14 protein-coding genes are annotated in these 15,522 nt (G+C 68.6%); 3 read left to right on the plus strand and 11 right to left on the minus strand.

What is annotated here, in order from left to right:
• Window positions 1-76: 76 nt before the first annotated feature.
• Window positions 77-769 (plus strand): pentapeptide repeat-containing protein, encoded by a 693-nt coding sequence (locus tag DIE23_RS18200; RefSeq protein ID WP_124613401.1) that lies wholly within the window; start codon window positions 77-79, stop codon window positions 767-769.
• Between the two features lie 40 nt (window positions 770-809).
• Here the strand turns inward: DIE23_RS18200 and DIE23_RS18205 are convergent, their stop codons facing one another.
• From DIE23_RS18205 to DIE23_RS18240, 8 genes are all read right to left on the minus strand, one after another.
• Window positions 810-2,027, minus strand: a complete 1,218-nt coding sequence (locus DIE23_RS18205) for a porin (RefSeq protein WP_124613402.1) — start codon at window positions 2,025-2,027, stop codon at window positions 810-812.
• A gap of 70 nt (window positions 2,028-2,097) precedes the next feature.
• Window positions 2,098-3,915, minus strand: coding sequence for a tannase/feruloyl esterase family alpha/beta hydrolase (locus tag DIE23_RS18210; protein WP_124613403.1), 1,818 nt, complete (start codon window positions 3,913-3,915; stop codon window positions 2,098-2,100).
• A 206-nt stretch (window positions 3,916-4,121) separates the two neighbouring features.
• Window positions 4,122-4,829 carry a substrate-binding domain-containing protein gene (locus tag DIE23_RS18215; RefSeq protein WP_124613404.1) on the minus strand — a complete coding sequence of 236 codons (708 nt, stop codon included), beginning with the start codon at window positions 4,827-4,829 and terminating at the stop codon, window positions 4,122-4,124.
• 14 nt (window positions 4,830-4,843) lie between these two features.
• Entirely contained in the window at window positions 4,844-5,527 is a 684-nt protein-coding gene (ligK, locus tag DIE23_RS18220; protein WP_124613405.1) for a 4-carboxy-4-hydroxy-2-oxoadipate aldolase/oxaloacetate decarboxylase, read from the minus strand.
• 2 nt (window positions 5,528-5,529) lie between these two features.
• Window positions 5,530-6,555: an amidohydrolase family protein gene (locus tag DIE23_RS18225; protein ID WP_124613406.1), complete on the minus strand. Its 1,026-nt coding sequence runs from the start codon at window positions 6,553-6,555 to the stop codon at window positions 5,530-5,532.
• 73 nt (window positions 6,556-6,628) lie between these two features.
• Window positions 6,629-7,978 carry an aromatic acid/H+ symport family MFS transporter gene (locus tag DIE23_RS18230; protein WP_124613450.1) on the minus strand — a complete coding sequence of 450 codons (1,350 nt, stop codon included), beginning with the start codon at window positions 7,976-7,978 and terminating at the stop codon, window positions 6,629-6,631.
• 129 nt (window positions 7,979-8,107) lie between these two features.
• Window positions 8,108-9,412, minus strand: a complete 1,305-nt coding sequence (locus DIE23_RS18235) for a gallate dioxygenase (protein ID WP_124613407.1) — start codon at window positions 9,410-9,412, stop codon at window positions 8,108-8,110.
• Window positions 9,413-9,487: 75 nt separating this feature from the next.
• Complete coding sequence (locus DIE23_RS18240; RefSeq protein ID WP_124613408.1) at window positions 9,488-10,030, minus strand: hypothetical protein; 543 nt, start codon at window positions 10,028-10,030, stop codon at window positions 9,488-9,490.
• 475 nt (window positions 10,031-10,505) lie between these two features.
• Between DIE23_RS18240 and DIE23_RS18245 the strand changes: the two genes are divergently transcribed.
• On the plus strand, window positions 10,506-11,765 hold the full coding sequence (locus tag DIE23_RS18245; protein ID WP_124613409.1) for a LysR family transcriptional regulator: 1,260 nt from the start codon (window positions 10,506-10,508) through the stop codon (window positions 11,763-11,765).
• Window positions 11,766-11,931: 166 nt separating this feature from the next.
• Complete coding sequence (locus tag DIE23_RS18250) at window positions 11,932-12,849, plus strand: NAD(P)-dependent oxidoreductase (RefSeq protein WP_124613410.1); 918 nt, start codon at window positions 11,932-11,934, stop codon at window positions 12,847-12,849.
• Between the two features lie 20 nt (window positions 12,850-12,869).
• On the opposite strand, the gene DIE23_RS18255 is transcribed toward DIE23_RS18250, so the two are convergent.
• From DIE23_RS18255 to DIE23_RS18265, 3 genes are all read right to left on the minus strand, one after another.
• Window positions 12,870-13,436: a DNA-binding protein gene (locus tag DIE23_RS18255; protein WP_185646484.1), complete on the minus strand. Its 567-nt coding sequence runs from the start codon at window positions 13,434-13,436 to the stop codon at window positions 12,870-12,872.
• An 80-nt stretch (window positions 13,437-13,516) separates the two neighbouring features.
• On the minus strand, window positions 13,517-14,764 hold the full coding sequence (locus tag DIE23_RS18260; RefSeq protein ID WP_124613411.1) for an MFS transporter: 1,248 nt from the start codon (window positions 14,762-14,764) through the stop codon (window positions 13,517-13,519).
• 255 nt (window positions 14,765-15,019) lie between these two features.
• The gene (locus tag DIE23_RS18265; RefSeq protein ID WP_124613412.1) at window positions 15,020-15,349 is read right to left on the minus strand and encodes an H-NS family nucleoid-associated regulatory protein; all 330 of its coding nucleotides are present in this window, start codon (window positions 15,347-15,349) and stop codon (window positions 15,020-15,022) included.
• Window positions 15,350-15,522: the final 173 nt, after the last annotated feature.

Consider the following 15,522-nt stretch of genomic DNA (forward strand, 5'->3'; position numbering starts at 1 on the left):
CCGCCGCCTGCCGCGCCGCCGCGATATGATCGGCCGCGACATCGGCCTCGAACCTCTCACCACACCGGATCACCCCATGACGACCTGCGGAGCCTCCATCTCCAGCCGAACGCTCGATCGCGCCGACCTGCTGCTTCTCGTCGAAGGCTCGGCCGCGCCGATTCATCTGGAAGACTGCGACCTCGAGGGCGCGGACCTGTCGCGGCTCGATTTGCGCGGCGTGCGATTCGAACGCTGCGCGCTCGCGGAAGCGTCATTCGTCGGCGCGACGCTCGCGCAGACCGCCTGGATCCGCTGCCGCGCACGCCAGACGAGCTTCGCGTCTGCCGATCTCGAGGACGCGCGGTTTCAGTCCTGCGACCTCAACAACACGAGCTGGCGACGCAGCAAGCTCGGCTCGGCGCGCTTCGACGAGTGCCGGCTGACCGGTGCCGACTTCGAGGAATGCAAGTCGCTCGGCATCGAATTCGCGAACACGCTGCTGGTCGGCGCGAGCCTGCGCCGCTTTTCGTTCCGGAAGACGCGGCTCGTGGCGCTCGACTTTTCGGATGCCGATCTCGCCGGCGCGGACTTCCGCGACGCCGTGTTCGAAGGCGGCAGCCTGCGCAACGCGCATCTGAACGACGTCCGGTTCGACGGCGCAGACCTGCGCGACGTCGAGCTCGGCGGCACGCCGAAGCTGCTCGCGTCGGGCGTGCTGCGCGGCGCGACCGTCTCGTACGAGCAGGCCGCGATGCTGATCGAGAATCTCGGGATTCGCGTCGCGTAGCGAAGACCGTGCGCCCCGGGCGGGGCGCACGTCGCGCGGGTCAGAACCGGTGAATGATCCCCGCGCCGAACGCGAACTGGTTGCCGGTCGACGACGGCGCGGCGTTGAACCCGTCGCCCAGCGTCGCGGTCGCGTCGACGATGTTGCCCGCACCGCTCGTGCCGAGCGTCTTGCCCTTCGCGTGCTGATACGCCTCGAGCAAATACAGCCCCGTGCGCTTCGACAACGCGTAGTACTGCGACAGGTTTAACTGGTGATACTGCGCGCTGTCGGTGATGCCGTTCGCCTCGGTCGCGCGCGTGTACGCATAGCCCGCGCCGAAATCCCAGACCGCCGACGGCTTCCAGTGCAGCACCGCGCCGGCCGTGTTGAAGATCGCGGTATTGAAGAACTTCGACGCCGACCCCGGGATGTATTCGGTGTTGGTGTACGTCGCCGTCGCATCCCACGCATCGCTGAACCGGTAGCTGAGGCCCACCGCGAACCGCTGCTGCGCCTTCGCGGTCTGGTAGCCGTTCGTGAGCGCCGACACGCCGACCTGCGAGCCGCCGTTCGACGTCGTCGAATTCGCGCCCCAGGTTCCGCCGGACGTATTCGAATTGTTCACGCGCTCGAACGCGACGCCGACGCCGAGCGGGCCGGCCGCGTACTGGATGCCGGTCGCCCACGTCGACCCGGCGTTCGTGCTGCCGGCCACGCCGCCGAGCGAATACGAGCCGCTCAACGTCAGGCCGTACCATTTCGGCGACGTGTACTCGAGCGTGTTGTTCGCGCGGTAGATCGTGTCGAGCCCGTCGACGTCGCCCGGGTGCGCGCCGTAGTAGCCGGTGATCCAGGTCGTCGGGCTGAACGGCGACATCGTCTGGTAGTACGACGCGTATTGCCGGCCCGCGGTCAGCGTGCCGTAGGTCGCATTCGTCAGCCCGACCCACGCCTGCCGCCCGAACATCGCATCGGTGTACTGCGTGGCCCCCGTGCCCGAGTTGAAGCCCGATTCGAGCGTGAAGACCGCCTTCGTGCCGCCTCCGAGGTCCTCCGCGCCCTTCAGGCCGAAACGGCTGCCGGCCCACACGCCCTGGTTCATCCTGACGACCGACTTGCCGCCGCTCGTCGAGCCGAGCGTCGTCGCATTGCTCTGGTAGCCGATCCCGTTGTCGACGATCCCGTACAGCGTGACGCTGCTCTGCGCGAACGCCGGCGCGACCGCCACCATCGCAACGCCGGACGTCAGCGCCACGCGTAATGCCCGCTTCTTCATCGATCAGTCTCCTTCCTTGCCTTGTTGATTGGGTGATGCGTCGTTGTGTCCGCGATCCGCCGTCATCGGATCAGGGACGATATGCATGCCAGCCGTTGCCGCCCTTGCAGACGAGTTGCGAACCCTGGACCTGGCACTGCGCCTCATAGCCCGGCGAGTACAGCCATTCGCCGGCCCAATGCAGATCGACGTACGGGTCGGCCGTCGGCGTGTCGGCGACGAAGTTCGCCGCGTCGTCGGTGCTGCCGCTGCCCGTGTAGCGCGCGGTGGCCGGATACGGGAACACCGGGCGCGTGCGCGTCGTGTTGCCGTTCGCATCGACGATCGACGCAACGATCCGGCCCGGCGTCGCGCGCGTCTCGGTCCACGCCATCAGCGGCGACAGGATGTCGAACACGTTCGGCCCCTGGCCGCCGCCGCAGTGCGCGACGCCCGGAAACAGGTAGAAGCGTGCGAAGCGGTCGACCTGCGCGTCGCCCATGTAATGCTTCATCGCTTCGTAGTATTCGATGCTCGAACGCGGCGAGATGTGCTGGTCCTCCAGGCCGTGCCACAGCAGCAGCTTGCCGCCGCGGCCGGCGAAGCGGCTCAGGTCAGGATCGGTCGCGGCCAGGTAGTTCGACACCGGCACCGTCTTCGCGAACCCGTCGAGCGTGAACTTCAGGTCGCCGATCGTCGCGGACGGATACGATGCGTTGTAATAGTCGAGATAGCGCAGGAACGGCAGCACGAAGCCGATCGTGCCGCTCTGTGCGGTGGCGGTTGCCGGGACGAACAGGGTCCAGTTCAGCTCCGAGCCCCATTCACGCGACACCAGCGGTTCGAGACGCATGCCGTTCGCGGCCGTCGCACCGTCGTGAATCCGGCGCACGACGTCGGCTTCCTGAGACGTCAGGCAGGTCGCGGTGGATTGCCCTTGCGCGCAGACGATCGTCGCGGGATCGAAGTGGCACGCGCGCGGGTTGTCGATCACGCCGTCGACCACGCCGTCCAGCCCGTCGCACGCCTTCAGCACGGCCGCGTGCAGCATCGGCAGCTTGCCGGCGAGCAGGATCGCGTTGCCCGTGGTCGGGTCCGTGTTGACCGCGTTCGGCCATGCATGGTGGAACGTGTTCTGCACGATCAGGTCGTTGGCCGGCGCGCCGGCGGCGATGCCGTCGAAGTCGTCGGGAAAGCGCTGCGCCTCCATCAGTGCCTCGCGGCCGCCGTCCGAACAGCCGTCGAAATACGCGTAGCGCGCGGGCCGCGCATAGAACTTGCCGATGATCGCCTTCGCCACCTGTGCGGTCGCATGCTCGGCGCGATACGCGAAATCGAGCTTCGCCTTCGGGTCGAGTGCCCACGAACCATCGTTGCCGCCCTCGTGGCCCATGTCGGTCGCGGCCATCGCGATCGTCCCGTTCGTCACCGGCACGCAGGTCGACGCCATCGGCGCATTGACCGACAGGTTGCCGCACAAGCCGCCGCAGCCGGTCTGCAGATAGCGCTGCGTCCAGCCTTGCGTCGGCAACTGCAGTTCGAACAGTGACGCACCCGGGCCGATCGTGCCTTTCACGTCGCACACGGGTGCGGGCAGCGTGTTGTTGCCGACGACCGTGCCGGCCGGCAGCAGCACCGCCGACGTGATCGTCACGGTGCCGTCGGTCACGCCGCTCAGGTCGAGTGCCGCGACCGACGGGCACGCCATCGCGGGCATCACCGCGGGAAGATTCGCGAGGCCGCCGGTGCTCGCCGAACTCGCCGCGCTCGCGGCGTTCGGCCAGCCGGTCAATGCCGCGCACATCCACACGACGCCGATTGCCAGCACCCTGGCCAGCGCATCGCGCCTCACGCGTGCCGCGCGATGCCACGCACGCACCCTCCACCCTGCCCTGCAGTTCGTCTGCATGCCTGTCTCCTGTTCTTGTGCTCGATACGCCGCTCGCCCGGAACGGACGAGGCGGCAACGTTGTGTCGATCCTGCGGTACATCGGGAGAAACGAGTCGCCTCATTCCTCTTGCGTCTTCATCAGCATAACTAAGCTCACCGTCCGAACCCGTTGCGAAGAAGACCGAATCCCATCCGATCCGTTTATCGGTTCCAGCCAAGCGGCCTTACGCGGGCGCCATCCCGTATTCATGCTTGACGCGATCGGCCTGCGGCGACGCGAGATACGCGAGGAACCGTGCAGCGGCCGCGCGATCGTGCGCGGCACTGCCTATCGCGGCGGCGAACACCGTCACCGCCTGCACCGCATCCGGCAGCGCACCGGCGACGTCGACGCCCGGCACGTGCATCAGCTCGCTCAACTGCTGAAAGCCGAGCTCGACCTCGCCGGATGCGATCAACGCACCGACTGGCACGCCCGGCGGTGCCTGCACGATACGCGGCGCGATTGCGTCGGCGATGCCCCAGCGCGCGAACAGGCGATTCAGGTGCGTGCCGCTCGGTCCCGTCGAATAGCCGATCCGGCCGGCGCGCAGGACCGCGTCGCGCAACGCCGCCTCGGTGCCGATGTCCGGCCGCGCCGCACCGGCCGGCACCGCGACCGCGACACCGGAGCGCGCGACATCCACGCGACTGCCTGCATCGACGCGGCCTGCCGCCGCCAGCCGCTCGATCGCGTCGGACGCGAGCACGACGCAGTCGAACGGCTCGCCGTCCCGCACCCGCCGCGCGGCATCCACGCCGCCGACCGACGTGATCGAGATGCGCACGCCCGTCTCGTGCTCGTAGGCCGCAGCGAGCCGCGCCAGCAGCGGCCGCGTCGCCATCGACGAAATGCCCGTGACGGTTACAGCCGCGCCTGGCGTCCGCGTCATCGTCGCCGCCCGCATCAGTCGATGTAGCGCAGGCCGGCCTGGCGCAGCGGCTCGCGCATGTCGTACATGTCGAGACCGAGCACGCCGGACGCGAGCTTCGCGCGCTTCGCCGCTTCATTCGCCTCGCGCGCGACGGCCTTCTCGAGCACCTGCGCCGCGCGCGCGGCCGGCACCGCGACCACGCCGTCGTCGTCCGCGACGATCACGTCGCCGGGATTGACGAGCGCGCCGGCGCACACGACCGGCACGTTCACCGAGCCGAGCGTCGCCTTGATCGTGCCTTTCGCCGAAATCGCCTTGCTCCAGACCGGGAACTGCATCGCCTCGAGCACCGCGACGTCGCGCACGCCTGCATCGATGATCAGCGCGTGCGCGCCGCGCGCCTTGAAGCTCGTCGCGAGCAGGTCGCCGAAATAGCCGTCCGTGCAATCCGCGGTGACCGCCGCGACGACCACGTCGCCCGGCCGGATCTGTTCGGCCGCGACATGCATCATCCAGTTGTCGCCCGGGTGCAGCAGCACCGTGACGGCCGTGCCGGACGCATGCGCACGCGGATAGATCGGCCGCATGTACGGCTTCAGCAGCCCCGTGCGGCCCATCGCCTCGTGCACCGTCGCCGAGCCGAGCGCGCCGAGCCGCGCGGCGACGTCCTGGTCCGCCCGGTGGATCGTGCGGTACACCACGCCGAGTTCAGTCATGATCACAGCCCCTTCGCTTTCAGTTGCGCATCCAGGCGCGGATACACGCGCCGGGCATTGCCTTCGTAGATCTTGTGACGCGCCATCGCATCGAGCGACGATGCCTCGATGTAGCGCTTCGTGTCGTCGTAGTAGTGACCGGTGTCGGGATCGATGCCGCGCACCGCGCCGATCATCTCGCTCGCGAACAGGATGTTGTCGACCGGAATCACGCCGGTCAGCAGGTCGATGCCGGGCTGGTGATAGACGCACGTATCGAAGAACACGTTGTTCAGGAGGTGGTCCTTCAGCAGCGGCTTCTTCAGCTCCTGCGCGAGCCCGCGAAAGCGTCCCCAGTGATACGGCACCGCGCCGCCGCCGTGCGGGATCACGAAGCGCAGCGTCGGGAAATCGCGGAACAGGTCGGAGGTCAGGCACTGCATGAACGCCGTGGTGTCGGCGTTCAGGTAGTGCGCGCCCGTCGTGTGGAAGCACGCGTTGCAGCTCGTGCTCACGTGGATCATCGCGGGAATGTCGTACTCGACCATCCTCTCGTAGATCGGGTACCAGTAGCGGTCCGACAGCGGCGGGCTCGTCCAGTGGCCGCCGGACGGATCCGGGTTCAGGTTGATCGCGACGTTGCCGTATTCCTCGACGCAGCGCACGAGCTCCGGAATGCAGGTCGCGATATCGACGCCCGGGCTTTGCGGCAGCATCGCGGCCGGCACGAAATGATCGGGGAAGAGACGATGGACGCGATGGCACAGCTCGTTGCACACCGCCGCCCACGTGCTCGACACCGCGAAATCGCCGATGTGATGCGCCATGAAGCTCGCGCGCGGGCTGAAGATCGTCAGGTCGAGGCCGCGTTCGCGCATCAGCCGCAGCTGGTTGTGCTCGATCGATTCGCGCAGCTCGTCGTCGCTGATGTTCAGCTCGGCCACCTTCGGCTGTTCGGACGGACTGCCGATCGCCGCGACCTGGCGATTGCGCCACGCTTCCAGCGCCTTCGGCGCGGTGGTGTAGTGGCCGTGAATGTCGATGATCATTGATGCTCCTGCGTGTGATGATGTGTCCGGCACCCTGCCGACCACCGCGCCGGACGGCGGTGTGCAGCGTGCGTCAGTGCGCCGGGGTTTCGAGTTCCCGCGGTTCGGGCGCGGCTGTGCGCTGCGTCGTCATGATCGCGATGGCCGCCAGCGTGGCCGGCACCGCGAGCATCGACAGGATCGCGTCGAACTTCCAGCCGAAGCCGAGCAGCGCGCCGCCGATCGCCGAGCCGAAGATGCTGCCGAAGCGGCCCATCCCGAGCATCCAGCTCACGCCGGTTGCACGTGCAACGGTCGGATAGCGTCCCGGCGCATACGCGTTCAGCCCTGTCTGCGCGCCGCTCATGCAGAAGCCGGCCGCGAACACCAGCAGCGCGAGCGACGACGACAGCGCACCGGCCCACGCGAGCACGGCCACGCACAGCCCGCCGCCCAGATACGCGGCGCCGATCACCGGCGCCGGCCGCACGCGGTCCATCAGCCAGCCCACGCCGATCGCGCCGATCGTGCCGCCGATCTGGAACATCGCGGTCACGTTGGCCGCCGTGCTGACCGACAGGCCCGCATCCTTGATCAGCGTCGGCAGCCAGCCGGTCAGCAGGTAGATCACCAGCAGCCCCATGAAGTAGGTGATCCACAGCGACAGCGTCACGCGGCCATAGCCCTGCGAGAACAGCACGCCGATCGGCCTGCGCGTCGGCAGCGGCGGCTCGTTCGACACGAACGTCTCATTGCCGCTGAAGTGCCCGCCGCACACGCGGTTCAGCAGCGCGCCGATGCGTTGCGACGGCGCACCGCGCACGGCCAGCAGCCGCGCCGATTCGGGCAGCAGCCACAGTTGCAGCGGAATCAGCAGCAGCGGCAGCGCGCCGCCGAACAGCAGCACCGCGCGCCAGCCGTGCAGCGGAATCAGCCAGCCGGCGACGAAGCCGATCAGCGCCGAGCCGAGGTTGAAGCCGGTGAACATCACGGTGATCATCAGCGCGCGCATCCGCTGCGGCGCGTACTCCGACAACAGCGTCGTCGTGTTCGGCATCGCCGCGCCCAGACCGATGCCGGTCAGCAGCCGCAGCATCGCCATCTCGAACGGCGAATGCGCTTGCGCGGTCGCGATCGTGAACACGCCGAACAGGAACACCGACGCGATCAGCACGCGCTTGCGCCCGAACCGGTCGGCGCTCGGGCCGGCCAGCAGTGCGCCGATCACGAGGCCGATCGGCGCCGCGCTCATCACGAGCCCGAACTCGGGCCGCGAGATCGCCCAGTCGCGAATCACGGAAGGCGCGACGAACCCCATGATCGCGACGTCCATCCCGTCGGCGATCACGACGAGGCAGCACAGCACGACCAGCAGCCACTGGTACCGCGACACCGGTCGTTCGTCGATGAACGCCTTGATGTCGATTGTCTTTCCACTTGCCATCATGACTCTCCTGTCTCCTTGGCGACGATCGACCAATCTATCGATTCGTCATCCTATTTAATTGATTGATGCACCACCGTACGTCCGCTCATGAAGGCGCCGCGCTCGCGCGCGCGCCTTCGCCCCGCGTTACGGGTTGCGCGACTTGCCCGCGTCGTCCCAGCCCAGCGGCCCGGCGCTCTTGCCGGCCACCGAGTACAGCGCGCCCGGTGCGTTGCGCGTGCGCTGGAAGTCCTCCAGCGATTCGCCGCGCATCGCCGCGTAGATGTGCAGGTTCGATACGCCCGTCACCGCGCCGAGCTTCTCCAGCAGGAAGAAGATCACGCCGTGGCGCAGCAGGCCGAGCCAGTCGCGCCGGCGAATCAGGTCGCGCTCCTCGGCGCTGAGGCCCGCGGTTTCGAAGCTCGCCTCGGGGTCGCTCAGGAACTGCGCGCGGTGCGCGGGCTCGATCATCCGGTGCAGGTAGTCGTTGATCCGGTACGCGCGCACCGCCCGCTCGATCGTGAACGGATAGGTGCCCGGCAGTTGCTCGACGCCGGCGAGCTCGGCCGCCATCCGCTGCCGATGGCGTTCGGCTGCCGCTTCGTCGATGTTGGTGTCGGCCGGCTCGTAGACGGCCGTCGCGATGCCCGTCATCGACGGCAGGTAGTAGCTGCGGTGACGGCATACGACGCCGGCCGGCAACGCACCGCGCATCGTGAGCCACATCACGACCTCGGCGCCTTCGAAGCCGCCGAGTGTCGCGTATTCGGCGAGCGGCATGCCGGCCAGGCGTTCCGGGTCGCGCTCGAGCAGGTCGAGAAAGCGCGCGTCCCATTCGGGATTGTTGAAGCCCGAGCGCTCGCCGTGCACCTGGTGCGACAGCCCGCCGGTCGCGACGATCGCGACGCGCAGGTCCTCCGGATAGCTTTCGATCGCGCGCCGCAGCGCCTGCCCGAGCCGGTAGAAGCGGCGCGCGGACGGCACCGGCAGCTGCAGCACGCCCATCTGCAGCGGCACGAGTTGCACCGGCCAGTCGGGCCGGTGCGGACACAGCACCGACAGCGGGGAGAAGCAGCCGTGGTCGAGCGGCTTGTTCTGGAAGAACGACATGTCGAACTCGTCGGCCATCAGCGACTGGCCGATATGCGCGGCCAGCGCCGGGTGGCCGGCGATCGGCGGCAGGTCGCGCGCGCCGCCGCCTTCGTCCGCCGGATGCCACTGCGGCCCGACGCCGAGCGAGAACGCCGAGTAGTGGTCGAAGAAGAACGACGTCACGTGATCGTTGTAGATGAACAGCAGCACGTCCGGGCGCTTGTCGGCGAGCCACGTGCCCAGCGGCGCGAAGTTCTCGAAGATCGGCGCCCAGACGGGATCGTCATGCTTGTTCTTGTCGAACGCGAACCCGATCGTGGGCGTGTGGGAGGCCGCGATGCCTCCGATAATCCGTGCCATGCCAAAGCTCCTTCGTGATGCTCGAATGCGGTCCGGTGTTGCCGTCCGCCACTGATTGAATGCGTGCGCGTTCGCTTACGAGACGCGGCCGTGCGGCTGCGGCGCGAGGCTGCGCTTGACGACCAGCGCGAGCGGAACGGCGAACACGAAATGCGACATGAACCCGCCGATGATCACGTTCGGGTCGAAATAGTTCGGGTGATTGCTCGACGCGATCATGATCAGCGCGTGCATCACGATCCACGCGACGATCGCGAAAAACAGCGCGACGAACGTCGCCTCGAAGCCGCGCCGGCGAAACCACGGCCAAATCGCCGCGAACACGATGCCCCACGACAACGCGAAAACAAAGTGGATCGCGGTGCCGATGAAGTATGCGCCGATGCCCAGCGCGTCCTGCACCGCCTTGCCGAACACGAGCCCCGTCGCGTTGCGCGGAATGCCGGCGAGCGGCATCAGGTGCTGCGCGCCGACCCAGACGAGCGCCTCGTAGACCCAGATCAGCACCGCCCCCGCGAGGCCGCCGCGAATCCCCGCGCGTACCGTGTCGGCAAACGTCGTGCTGCCGGCCGCTGCGTCCGTCGATCCGCCTGCTCCGATGATGTGCTGCTGTCCCATTGCGCTGCCTCGCTCGTGAATGCGGGCGCCGCGCTCCGCGCAACGCCCTGTGTGATCGGACGAACAATGAATCAGATGGCGGCCCGATGCGCCGGCAACCGCGTGCTTGCGGTCCCCGGGATCGAAATTACGCATTCGGTGGCAGTGCGAGACAGTCAGGGTAAACCCTTGAATTCCGACGAAACGACATGCCCGGCGAGCGTTCAGCCTGCATGCGGGCCGCCATGCCGATGCCCGGAAAGCCCGCCGGATATGGCGCTCGCATGCAGACGCACGCCGGGTCGCAGGTTGGAACCCGTCGCCCGGCGATTCATGAGCGATAAACAAAACAGATAGGCGGATAAGCACGACGCAAGCTCTGCCGCCGCCGTTCCGGTAAAGTCGGTCAACCCGCTTCGCCGCTGGAGCAGGCCACGCGGATGCATGCCTGTCATGCGCGCGATCGCCGCCGCGGCGCACACCGCCCGACCGACCCATGGACAACACCGACCTCCCGAACCTCGCCTGCCTGTACGCGGTGCAGCGCGTTGCCGAAACGGGCAGCGTGAGCCGCGCCGCCGCCACGCTGTTTCGCGCGCAGTCGGCCGTCACGCGCGCGGTGCAGGAACTCGAAACGGCCCTCGGCGAACCGCTGTTCGATCGCAAGCCGTCGGGCATGCTCGCGACGCCGGTCGGGCGCGCGGTGCTGAAACGCGGCGAGCGCGTGTTCGCCGAACTCGGCGCGCTCGCGAACTGGTGCGCGCTGCGCCAGTCGCGCCGCCGCGCATCGGCCGAAGGCGGCCTGCCCGCGTACCTGCTCAACACCCGGCGGCTCCAGCTGTTCTCGACGCTCGCGCGGCACCGCCACATGCCGAGCGCGGCGCGCACGCTCGGCGTCACGCAGCCGGCCGTCAGCAGCGCGATCCGGATTCTCGAGAGCGGCGCGGGTTTCGCGCTGTTCCATCGTCATCCGCGCGGCCTGCTGCTGACGACCGATGGCGAGACGTTCCTGCTGCACGTGCGGCGCGCGCTGAACGAATTGCGGCACGTCGCCGACGACGTCGCCGCGCTGCACGGCAGCATCCAGGGTGTCGTGACCGTCGGCGCACTGCCGCTCGGCCGCACGCTGATGCTGCCCGAAGCGGTCGCGCGCGTCGTTACGCGATTTCCGAAGGTGCGCGTGATCACCGACGAAAGCGCGTACGAGGCGCTCGTCGCCGGCGTGCGCGCGGGCGACATCGACTTCATCCTGGGCGCGTTGCGCGCGAGCGATCCGGCGAGCGACCTCGAGAACGAGCGCCTGATGTCCGAGAACCTCGTCGTGCTCGCGCGGCACGATCACCCGCTCGCCGGAGTGCGCAACCTCGGGCTCGCGAGCCTCGCCGGCGCGCAATGGATCCTGCCGCGCAGCCATTCGCCCGCGCGCGGCCTGTTCGAATCGCTGTTCCGGCGCATGAAGCTCAAGCCGCCGGCGCCGACGGTCGAAAGTGCCGACCTCGCGGTGATTCGCGGCCTGCTGCTGCACACCGACATGCTCGCGGTGCTGTCCGCGCAGCAACTGCACTACGAATGCGAAGCGGGGTTATTGGCCGTCCTCGACGTGCCGATGCGCGAAACGACCCGCGACATCGGCCTGATGACGCGCGCCGGCAGCCCGCCGTCGCCGGCCGCGCGCGCGTTGATCGACGCGATTCGCGTCGTCGCGACCGAGGTCGCGCGCACGCCGCACGCCACCACCGCCCGCGCCGCGCGATAAGGAAAGCGCATGGCTGTCGCGCCCGATTCGCATCGCACCGGCCGCATCCCTTGCCCCACAATGCAGTCAGCACGCCGTGCCGCGTCCGGCCGACGCGCGACGCCGCCATAAGGCTTCGCGATACCGCCCGGCCGGCACGCGCATCACCTTCCTGGGGAACGACACGATGATCGATCCGGAGATTGCCTTCATCGGTTTCGGCGAAGCCGGCGGGCTGCTGGGTGGCGCGCTGGCCGCCCGCGGCGTCCGCGTGACGATGTACGACCGGCAGCTCGACGACGCACGGTCGGCGCCCGCGATGCGCGGCAAGGCCGCGCGCCTGCACGTCGAAGCCGCGTCGACGCTCGCCGCCGCGATCCGCGACGCGCGCTGGATCGTGTCGGCCGTCACGGCATCGTCCGACGCCGAAGTCGCCGCGGCGGTCGCCACGCATATCCGCCCGGACCAGACCTTCATCGACATCAACTCGGTATCGCCCGCGCTGAAGCAGCACGGCCAGCGGCTGATCGAGGCCGCCGGCGGCCGCTACGTCGAGGCGGCGGTGATGGCGCCGGTGCCGCCGCACGGTCTCGCCGTGCCGATGCTGCTGGCCGGCCCGGCGGCCGAAGCGGTCGCGCGCGAGCTGAGCGCGCTCGGCTTCGCTGCGCAGGCCGTGTCGACCCGCGTGGGCGTGGCGTCGGCGGCCAAGATGTGCCGCAGCGTGATGATCAAGGGGATCGAGGCGCTGACCGTCGAATGCCTGGGCGCGGCCCGCGCATACGGCGCCGACGCGCTCGTGCTCGCGTCGCTCCGGCAGACCTTCGACACGTTCGCGGCGCTGCCGGACCTGCCCGGCTATCTGATCGGCCGCGTCGCCGAGCATGGCCGCCGGCGCGCGGCGGAGATGCGCGAAGTGTGCGACACGCTGCGCGAAGGTGGCGTCGCACCGGACATGAGCGATGCGTGCGCCCGCGTGCAGGATGGATTCATCGACAGGATGGCCGCGCGCGGGCTCGATTACGACGCGCTGCGGCCGTTCGACTGGCGGCAGGCGCTCGACCGGCTCGATGAACGGCAGCCGTCGGAATCCACACCCGGCGACTGACGCGCACCCGCGCAACAACCCTATCCCCGCACCCGCTCCCCATGCGGCAACGCCGTCGCGAACGCGGCATCGATGAACCGGATCACGTCGTCGAGCGACGACGTGCACGTCGCGCCCGCGGCGAGCTCCCGGAACGCGCCGTCCGGCCCGAGGCAGATGAGCGGCTTGCGCCAGCGCCGCGCGAGCGCGATCTCCTCGGCCGTCCCGTGCCCGCCGGGCAGCGCGACGATCAGGTCGCTGCTCAGCACGTTCACGTAGTTCCGGTTGATCGTGTGCGGATCGGCGCCCGGTTCGCGGCGCGGCAGCGGCGTGAGGATCGGAATCTCGACGAACGGATGCGGGTAACCGTCGAGCGGCACGAAGCCCGCGTGCGGATCGGCTTGCGTCGGCAGGATGCCGATCGATCGGCCGGCCCGTCCCGGCACGCCGGCGAACGCACGCGCGACCGCCAGCATCACGCCCTGGCCGCCGCCCGTCAGCAGGTTGAAGCCGGCCTGCGCGAGCCATGCGCCGAGCGGTTCGGAAAACGCGAGCCACGGTTCCTTGCCCGAGCCCATCACGCCGATCGTCCGGCTGGTACGTTGCATCGTGACTTCCGGTGATGAATCGTTGAATGGCATCGCGGCGTGGCGCCAGGCCGCGACATCCGGCCACGCACCGCGCATCGTCATTCGAGTTCGACGCCCTTGAGCTCGGGGATCAGGAACAGCGTCGCGACCATGTCGAGCACGTAGAGGCCGGCAAGCAGCGCGATCGCCGTCTGGAACGAGTAGTGCGCGGCCAGCGCGCCGACCGCCACCGGCCCGAAACCGCCGACCGCCCGGCCGATATTCCACAGCACGTTCTGCGCGGTCGCGCGCGCGGCGGTCGGATAGCCTTCGGACATCAGCGTGCCGTAGCCGCCGACCATCCCGTTGACGAACATCCCCATCAGCGCGCCGGCCCACAGCATCGCCGTCGGGTCCGACAGGCGCGCATACGCGATGACCGTCACGACCGAGCCGAGCTGGTACAGCAGGAACGTCGGCTTGCGGCCGATGCGATCGGCGAGCTGCCCGAACGTCCAGACGCCGATCATCATCCCGACGACGGTCGCCGCCGTCCACAGCCCCGACTTCGTCAGCGAGAAGCCCATCTGTTTCGACAGGAAGGTCGGCAGCCAGATCATGATCCCGTAGTAGCCGAAGTTCTGGACCGAGCACAGGATCGCGATGCCGAAACTCGTGCGCGCGGTGCGGGCGTCGGCGACGAGCATCCGGAACGCGTTGGCCCGCGGCTGCGTCGCGCGCTGCACGAAGGCTTCCGGCTCGTGCAGCCGGTTGCGCAGCAGCCACGCGAGCAGCGCGGGCAGCACGCCGACCACGAACATCCCGCGCCAGCCGATATGGCGCAGCAGCAGCGGCGTCAGCAGCGCGGCCAGCAGCACGCCGGCCTGCCAGCCGAGCGCGACGTAGCACGACACGCGCGCCCGCTTGCTCGCCGGCCACGCTTCGGCCGCGAGCGCCATGCCGATCCCGAATTCGCCGCCGAGGCCGATGCCCGCGATGGTCCGATACACCAGCAGATCCCGGAAGCCCTGCGCGAACGCGCACAGGCCGGTGAAGACCGCGAACAGCATGATCGTCCAGGTGAGCACGCGCACGCGGCCGTAGCGGTCGCTCAGGGCACCGAACAGAATGCCGCCCGCGACGGCGCCGATCAGCGTCCACGTGACGAGCGCGCCGCCCTGCCCGGGCGTCAGTTGCAAGGCCGCCGTGATCGCCGGCAGCATGAAGCCGAGGATCAGCAGGTCGAAGCCGTCCATCGCATAGCCGATCGCCGAGCCGGCCAGCGCCTTCCACGCGTACGCCCCGACCTGCTCCGCGTGCGGCGCCGCCGGCTCGCCGAGCGCCGAAGATTTCATGTCTGCTGCCATGGTGTCCTGCCGGAAATGTCCGGGCGACATTCTAAAGCCTGTTCCCGCGCATGACGGGCCGGCGCACGGGCGCATGCGGAAAGCGCCGCGCTGCCCGCTGCCGGGAACGGCAGCAGGCAGCAGCGGTAATGAATTTGAAAGACATTGAAGCCGGCGATCCCGCAATCACGCGGGACACCGAAAGAAGGATGAAGCGGGTGTTGCGCCGCCGGCGCGCGTCGGACGGCACCGGCGCGGTGCCGGTGCGGTGCTGCCTCAGCCCTGATCGTCCCCGGGCCACCAGGTTTTGGCCTCGCGGTCGACGAGCATCGTATCGAGATCCTTGCCTTCGAGCCATTTGGGTCGCGGGCCGCGGCCCGACCACGAGCGGCCGGTCGTCGAATCGTAATACTTGGCAGGCGCCTTGCGTTTTCGCTGGACGATGTAGCCGAGGGCGCTCAGCACTTCCTGCTGCGAGATGCCCAACAGCGCGACCTGCTCCTTGAATGCCGCGAGTGCGGCTTGCTTCTCCTTCTGCTTGGCTTCCGACAGCTTGATGTTCAGGTCCCGAAGTTGTGCTTCGAGGTCCTGCAGGGCCTGAGTCATGTATTCATCCTCTTTGGGCATGTTTTTATTCAAAAAACCTCCGATGGCTGAACCTATCACGAAGTTCCGCCAATCTGTGTTGCGATATGTGAATCGTTCGCATGGACCTGCAAGACTTTCGAAGTGTGCCGAACGCAACGCGATCGTCGAAAGCCGCATGCCATCGGCACGCA

The organism is Burkholderia sp. Bp9143 (assembly GCF_003853645.1).
Lineage (GTDB): Bacteria > Pseudomonadota > Gammaproteobacteria > Burkholderiales > Burkholderiaceae > Burkholderia.

Bases quoted from the DNA above. Each gene is read 5' to 3' on its own strand.
- DIE23_RS18200 (WP_124613401.1), top strand. From the start codon at position 77: ATGACGACCTGCGGAGCCTCCATCTCCAGCCGAACGCTCGATCGCGCC.
- DIE23_RS18205 (WP_124613402.1), bottom strand. From the start codon at position 2,027: ATGAAGAAGCGGGCATTACGCGTGGCGCTGACGTCCGGCGTTGCGATG.
- DIE23_RS18210 (WP_124613403.1), bottom strand. From the start codon at position 3,915: ATGCAGACGAACTGCAGGGCAGGGTGGAGGGTGCGTGCGTGGCATCGC.
- DIE23_RS18215 (WP_124613404.1), bottom strand. From the start codon at position 4,829: ATGACGCGGACGCCAGGCGCGGCTGTAACCGTCACGGGCATTTCGTCG.
- ligK (WP_124613405.1), bottom strand. From the start codon at position 5,527: ATGACTGAACTCGGCGTGGTGTACCGCACGATCCACCGGGCGGACCAG.
- DIE23_RS18225 (WP_124613406.1), bottom strand. From the start codon at position 6,555: ATGATCATCGACATTCACGGCCACTACACCACCGCGCCGAAGGCGCTG.
- DIE23_RS18230 (WP_124613450.1), bottom strand. From the start codon at position 7,978: ATGGCAAGTGGAAAGACAATCGACATCAAGGCGTTCATCGACGAACGA.
- DIE23_RS18235 (WP_124613407.1), bottom strand. From the start codon at position 9,412: ATGGCACGGATTATCGGAGGCATCGCGGCCTCCCACACGCCCACGATC.
- DIE23_RS18240 (WP_124613408.1), bottom strand. From the start codon at position 10,030: ATGGGACAGCAGCACATCATCGGAGCAGGCGGATCGACGGACGCAGCG.
- DIE23_RS18245 (WP_124613409.1), top strand. From the start codon at position 10,506: ATGGACAACACCGACCTCCCGAACCTCGCCTGCCTGTACGCGGTGCAG.
- DIE23_RS18250 (WP_124613410.1), top strand. From the start codon at position 11,932: ATGATCGATCCGGAGATTGCCTTCATCGGTTTCGGCGAAGCCGGCGGG.
- DIE23_RS18255 (WP_185646484.1), bottom strand. From the start codon at position 13,436: ATGCAACGTACCAGCCGGACGATCGGCGTGATGGGCTCGGGCAAGGAA.
- DIE23_RS18260 (WP_124613411.1), bottom strand. From the start codon at position 14,764: ATGGCAGCAGACATGAAATCTTCGGCGCTCGGCGAGCCGGCGGCGCCG.
- DIE23_RS18265 (WP_124613412.1), bottom strand. From the start codon at position 15,349: ATGACTCAGGCCCTGCAGGACCTCGAAGCACAACTTCGGGACCTGAAC.